The sequence below is a fragment of the Brevundimonas sp. genome (assembly GCF_018608325.1).
In the GTDB taxonomy this organism is placed as follows: Bacteria; Pseudomonadota; Alphaproteobacteria; order Caulobacterales; family Caulobacteraceae; genus Brevundimonas.
The window spans coordinates 1-5,333 of the sequence record NZ_JABAZW010000124.1; the positions used below are offsets into that span (position 1 = coordinate 1).

10 protein-coding genes are annotated in these 5,333 nt (G+C 65.1%); 5 read left to right on the forward strand and 5 right to left on the reverse strand.

The features are described from left to right. The coding region (locus QZ281_RS12125; protein ID WP_292228703.1) for a hypothetical protein at positions 1-223 on the reverse strand (223 nt) is incomplete at its 3' end. 234 nt (positions 224-457) lie between these two features. On the opposite strand from QZ281_RS12125, the gene QZ281_RS12130 reads away from it, so the two are divergent. Both QZ281_RS12130 and QZ281_RS12135 read left to right on the forward strand, forming a co-directional pair. Further along, positions 458-1,060: a polysaccharide biosynthesis/export family protein gene (locus QZ281_RS12130; protein WP_292228705.1), complete on the forward strand. Its 603-nt coding sequence runs from the start codon at positions 458-460 to the stop codon at positions 1,058-1,060. A gap of 46 nt (positions 1,061-1,106) precedes the next feature. Continuing rightward, complete coding sequence (locus tag QZ281_RS12135) at positions 1,107-1,916, forward strand: metallophosphoesterase family protein (protein WP_292228706.1); 810 nt, start codon at positions 1,107-1,109, stop codon at positions 1,914-1,916. On the opposite strand, the gene fliE is transcribed toward QZ281_RS12135, so the two are convergent. The 3 genes from fliE to QZ281_RS12150 are packed head-to-tail and all read right to left on the reverse strand — an operon-like array spanning position 1,913 to position 3,088. Further along, positions 1,913-2,230 carry a flagellar hook-basal body complex protein FliE gene (gene fliE, locus QZ281_RS12140; RefSeq protein WP_292228708.1) on the reverse strand — a complete coding sequence of 106 codons (318 nt, stop codon included), beginning with the start codon at positions 2,228-2,230 and terminating at the stop codon, positions 1,913-1,915. The two genes, QZ281_RS12135 and fliE, sit on opposite strands and share 4 nt — an antisense overlap. Before the next feature lie 13 nt (positions 2,231-2,243). Then, positions 2,244-2,630 (reverse strand): flagellar basal body rod protein FlgC, encoded by a 387-nt coding sequence (gene flgC / locus QZ281_RS12145; RefSeq protein WP_292228716.1) that lies wholly within the window; start codon positions 2,628-2,630, stop codon positions 2,244-2,246. A gap of 44 nt (positions 2,631-2,674) precedes the next feature. Then, a complete protein-coding gene (locus tag QZ281_RS12150) occupies positions 2,675-3,088 on the reverse strand; it encodes a flagellar biosynthesis protein FlgB (protein WP_292228710.1) in 414 nt (137 codons plus the stop codon). Positions 3,089-3,231: 143 nt separating this feature from the next. Between QZ281_RS12150 and QZ281_RS12155 the strand changes: the two genes are divergently transcribed. The 3 genes from QZ281_RS12155 to QZ281_RS12165 all read left to right on the forward strand — a co-directional run bounded on the left by QZ281_RS12155 (position 3,232) and on the right by QZ281_RS12165 (position 4,751). After that, complete coding sequence (locus tag QZ281_RS12155) at positions 3,232-3,507, forward strand: flagellar biosynthetic protein FliO (RefSeq protein ID WP_292228712.1); 276 nt, start codon at positions 3,232-3,234, stop codon at positions 3,505-3,507. 44 nt (positions 3,508-3,551) lie between these two features. Then, positions 3,552-4,358 carry a flagellar type III secretion system pore protein FliP gene (gene fliP / locus QZ281_RS12160; protein ID WP_292228718.1) on the forward strand — a complete coding sequence of 269 codons (807 nt, stop codon included), beginning with the start codon at positions 3,552-3,554 and terminating at the stop codon, positions 4,356-4,358. Positions 4,359-4,472: 114 nt separating this feature from the next. Then, positions 4,473-4,751 carry an HU family DNA-binding protein gene (locus QZ281_RS12165; RefSeq protein WP_008263548.1) on the forward strand — a complete coding sequence of 93 codons (279 nt, stop codon included), beginning with the start codon at positions 4,473-4,475 and terminating at the stop codon, positions 4,749-4,751. 35 nt (positions 4,752-4,786) lie between these two features. On the opposite strand, the gene QZ281_RS12170 is transcribed toward QZ281_RS12165, so the two are convergent. Further along, positions 4,787-5,248 carry a hypothetical protein gene (locus tag QZ281_RS12170; protein WP_292228714.1) on the reverse strand — a complete coding sequence of 154 codons (462 nt, stop codon included), beginning with the start codon at positions 5,246-5,248 and terminating at the stop codon, positions 4,787-4,789. Between the last annotated feature and the right edge of the window lie 85 nt (positions 5,249-5,333).

The following is a 5,333-nucleotide window of genomic DNA, read 5'->3' on the forward strand; positions in this document are numbered from 1 at the left end:
CCGCCAGCAAAGCCTCGGCGCGGTTTTCATGCTGACCCGCCAGATCCATCAGATCTGAACCGCCGCCCAGGCTCAGGGCGGCGGCGCCCGCCGACAGAACGCAGCGCCCGCCAGAACAGCGGCGACGCCGAGCTTCAGTCCATAGACGACGCTGGGCTTCATGAAAGACGCTCCCCCTCGACGCCGCAGCGTCCTCATGCGCTGATCCGCCGCATTCGAACATCGAACAGGCGGCTGGGCGCTGGCACCGCTTACAGCCCGCACGGCCGCAACGCAAAATCTCTGATCATCCGTACGGATGCATTTCATGGCGTTGCGAACGACTGACAGATCGCCTGTTCAAATCAGACGCTGAACGGCCCCCGCCTGCCAATGCTGCATTGCGGTCATCGATGACTTGGAAACAGGCTTCGCCTTACGCTATAGAGAGCTCAAGTTTCGATTGGGGACAGCTCACATGCTGAATTGGTTGCGCGCAGGGCTTGTGGGCCTGATGCTGGTTGTCGGCGCGTCCGGCTGCGCCTCGTCGCCAGCTGGCGCCGAATCCCTGGCGGCCATTGTCGCTCCGTCGGGCGATGAGCCCGTCGTTGTTCGCTCGGTGCCAGAATATCGTCTGGGCGCGGCGGACAAGGTTCGCGTCAACGTCTTCGGCGAAGAAGCCCTGACCGGCGAATTCATCGTCGGCGGCAGCGGCAAGGTCTCTCTGCCCCTGATCGGCGAAGTTCAGGCGGCCGGCCTGACCATCGGCCAATTTCAGGAAGAAATCGCCCAGGCCCTGCGTCAGGGTTATATCAACGAACCGCGCGTCTCGGCCGAAGTGCTGAACTACCGCCCCTTCTACATCCTGGGCGAAGTGAAGAAGCCGGGCGAATATCCCTACACCAACAACCTGACGGTGCTGAACGCCGTGGCCACGGCCGAGGGCTTCTCCTACCGCGCCAACACACGGGTGGTTTACATCAAGCGCGCCGACGGCGTGGGCGAACAGGCCTTCCCGCTGACCACCGCGACCCAGGTGGCGCCGGGCGACACCATCCGCATCGGCGAACGCTTCTTCTGACAAGACGACGCTTGCCAAGCGCCGTCAGACCGCTGATCTAGGCCTGATGTTCGGCAAGCTGTTCAAATCCCGCCCAAAGGCCGCGCCTGCGCGCACCGCTGCGACCCCAGACGACACCGTCGTCTGGGCTGTCGGCGATGTGCATGGGCGTCTGGACCTGCTGGAGCCGCTGGCGGATGCGATGATCGAAGACCTGATCCGCTCGCCTGCACGGCGAAAGGTCATCGTCTTCCTGGGCGACTACATCGACCGAGGCCCGGATTCGAAGGGCGTCATCGACCGGCTGGCCGCCATCAAGGCAGAGGGCCTGATCGAGACCCACTTCCTGCGCGGCAACCACGAAGAGCGGATGGAAGCCTTTTTGACCGACGCCGACCTGGGGCCGGGCTGGTGCGACTATGGCGGGCGCGAAGCCCTGCTGTCCTATGGCGTCATTCCGCCGATGCTGAAGACCGACGCCGAGGGCTGGACCGCCGCCTGCGAGGCGCTGAACGCCGCCGTCAGCGACCGCCAGCGCGCCTTCCTGAACGGCCTGCAGTACAGCGTCTCCATCGGCGACTATTTCTTCGCCCACGCTGGCGCAGAGCCGGGCGTGCCTCTGGACCAGCAGGACCCGCGCCAGTTGATGTGGGTGCGCCAGCCCTTCCTCGACAATCCCGATCCGTTCGAACGGGTGGTGGTCCACGGCCATACGCCGTCAGAGGCGGTTCACGCCGACTATCGCCGCATCGGGGTGGACACCGGCGCCTATGCGACCGGGGTGTTGACGGGCCTGCGCCTGGAAGGCACCACGCGCGAGCTGATGCAGACGGCAGGCGGGCGTTCGAAGGTGACGATCAGCCGTCATCCGCTCTAGAGCGGCATCGCCATGATTTCCTTGTAGGCCGAGATCACCTGATCGCGGACCGAGATGACGGTTTCCAGCGAGGCCTCGGCAGAGCTCAGGGCCGTGACCACGTCGATCAGGCTGCCCTGTCCCTGGATGGAGCTGGCCATCTGGGTTTCCGCCGCCTTCGACTGCTGCGCCATGTCGGTCATGGCGTTCTTGACCAGATCGGCGAAACCGCCGTCGCCGACGCCGGGCGCGTTGGCGGCGGACGCTGTGGGCGCCGTGGGCGCGGCGACACCCTGAACGGCGGCATAGGCGCGGGCGGCCATCATGGGGTTCATGACTTAGGCTTCCTCAGCGCTTGATGATGTCGAGGGTGCGGGCGTCCATCGACCGCGCCGTCTCGATGACGTTCAGATTGGCCTCATAGGCGCGCTGCGCCTCGCGCATATCCATCGCCTCGACCAGGGTGTCGACATTGGGCCGCATCACATAGCCCTGAGCGTTCGCCGCCGGGTGCGACGGGTCATAGTCCATCTTGAAGTCACCCAGATCAGGACGGACCTCAGCCAGGGCCACGCCGGTTGCGCCGTCGACATCGCGCGGCTGGAAAACCGGAATCTGGCGGCGATAGGGCTCGCCGCCCGGCGTGCGGGCCGTCGACTGGGCGTTGGCGATATTCTCCGCAATGAGCCGCATCCGCGACTGCTGCGCCTTGAGGGCGGAGGCGGCGACGGCCATGGAGGGATTCGAGGGGGGGATGGGATCAGGCATGGATCAGTTCCTCAACCCGCACCGGGCTTCTTGGCCGCCATGCGAATCATCGACATGGATTTCTGATAGAAGCCGATGGCGGCGTCATAGGCCATGCGGCTCTCAGCCATCTTCAGCATCTGCTCCTCCACCACGACCGAGTTGCCGTCCAGCGTGGTTTCCGAATCCGGCGACTTGGTCGTCTCGAACCGATAACCCGATCCGGGCGGCGTGAAATGGGCGCCGCTGGTGCGCTCCATCTGCACGGCGCCGCCTCCGCGCGAGCGCATGGCTGCAGCGAAGTCGGTCGGCATCTTCAGATCACGCCCGACAAAGCCCGGCGTGTCCGAGTTGGCCACGTTCTCTGCGATCAGGCGCTGGCGCTCGTCCAGCCAGCCCAGACGGCCCTTGATCTGGCCCAGCAGAGGTATGTCGGCGACGCCCATGGCGGTCTCCCGTGCAACGCGGATGCGCGCGATCGGCAGAAAATGCCGCCTGCATGGTTAATAGGCCGTTATCTCAACGCCTCGTTAACCGTGGTGGTTAAGACTTATGGGGACAGCGCCGACCGCGCGGGGCCTTTTAGCGTATGAATCTCCTCGATCTTGCCCGGGCCGTCTTCGGTCTGGCCTTCACCCTGGGTTTGATCGGCGTCGCCGCCTGGGCTGCACGACGCTATGCGCCCAAACTGATGGCCCGGCTCAGCGCCGAAAAAGGCGCACGGCGCCTGCAGGTGGTCGAGACCCTGGTGCTGGACCCCGCGCGCCGTCTGGTTCTTGTGCGGGTCGATGACGAGGAACGCCTGATCCTGCTGGGCGAGGGCCGCGAACTGATCGAACCGCGTCAGCCGGGAGCGGCCCAGTGAAACACAGCCCTTCCGCCTCAGCCGCAACAGCCCGTGCGCCCAAACTGAGCTGGTGGGGCGCGCCGACCGGCGCAGAGTTGAAACGCGCCGCCATCCTGTCGCTGTTCACCACCCTGGTTTGCCTGGTCTGGCCCGTCGCAGCCCTGGCCCAGCAGGCGGCGCAGGGCGGTTCGGCCATCAATATCGACCTGGGAAACGGAGCGGGCCTGACCCAGCGCGTCGTCCAACTGGTCGGCCTGATGACGGTGCTGTCCCTGGCCCCGTCCATCGTCATCATGACGACCAGCTTCGTGCGGATCGTCGTGGTTCTGTCGCTGCTGCGCACGGCGCTGGGCCTGCAGCAGTCTCCGCCAAACGCGGTTCTGGTGTCTCTGGCCATGTTCCTGAGCGCCATCGTCATGGCCCCGACCTGGCAGGACGCCTATGATTCGGGCATCCGCCCCTTGATGGATCAGCAGATCGAACTGCCCCAGGCCTTCGATCAGGCATCGGAACCTGTGAAGACTTTCATGCTGGCCCAGGTGGACCGTTCGGACCTCGCCCTGTTCACCCGTTTGAGCAAGATCCAGCCGACCCCGAACCTGCAGGACCTGCCACTTCGGGTGGTCACGCCGGCCTTCATGATCAGCGAGTTGAAGAAGGCGTTCGAAATAGGATTTCTCCTTTTCGTTCCGTTCCTTGTGATCGATCTGGTGGTCGCCAGCGTGCTGATGTCGATGGGCATGATGATGCTGCCTCCAGTGGTTGTATCCCTGCCGTTCAAACTGATCTTTTTCGTGCTCGTGGACGGCTGGAGACTGGTCGCCGGGAGCCTGGTCGAGAGCTTCCAGCGGGGGTCGGGGACCGGATAATCCCCCGCCCTGTAAGGCTTTGAGCGTTTTCGACGCTTGCAATGCTCGGCGATTTCCGTGTTGATCCTCCAGTCCTCGCCCTGAATCGGGCGACTAACACTGGAAACGACCCCTATGACCACTCAAGCCGAACTGATCGCCGCCGTCGCCAAAGACGCTGGTGTTTCGCAGGCCGACGCAGGCAAGGTGCTGACCGCCATCGTCGAAAACATCCACGCCAGCCTGAAGGCCGGCGGCGATGTCCGCATCTCGAACCTGGGCGTCTTCGACACCGCTGCCCGCGCTGAGCGCGAAGGCCGCAACCCGGCGACCGGCGCGACCATCAAGATCGCTGCTTCCAAGGCTGTGCGCTTCCGCGTCTCCAAGCCCCTGAAGGACGCCGTCAACGGCTAAGCCTTCTGATCCCATCCGGGATCAAATGTGCCGATTTAACGGGCGGGGGTCGCGGGGCGATCTCCGCCCGTTTCCTTTCGGAAATCCTGTTTGGCCGCTGTGACCCAGCCGACGAAGGTGTCGGCCCCCGCGGTCAGGCCTGCGAAATCGCTCGTCCCCGCCACGCCGGACAGGCTGTCGTCCAGCGCCACCCGCATGGCGTTGGCCGAGCGGGCGCCCGCGATGAAGGGCGAATACTGGCCTTGCAGACGCGTCAGGGCCGCGCGGTTGTTGCTGAGCGAATAACCGACGCCTGCCCGGATCAGCCACCCCTCCTCTGACGGGCTCAGCGGCGTTCCAGCCGTCTTGTAGCGGTCGCCCAGACGCCCTTCGTACTGCTGCGCCACCTCGGCCCATTTCTGCTGTTTCCACAGCACATCGGCGCGAACTTCACGCGCAGACGCCGACTGGTCGCGGTCCAGCACCTCCATCGCGTGGTCGAACCGGCCCAGATCCATCAGGGCGCGGGCCTCCAGCGCGCGCAGGCCTCAGGGCGCGCAGGCCTCCAGCGCGCCGTGCACTGGGCAGCTTCGCTGAAATCCT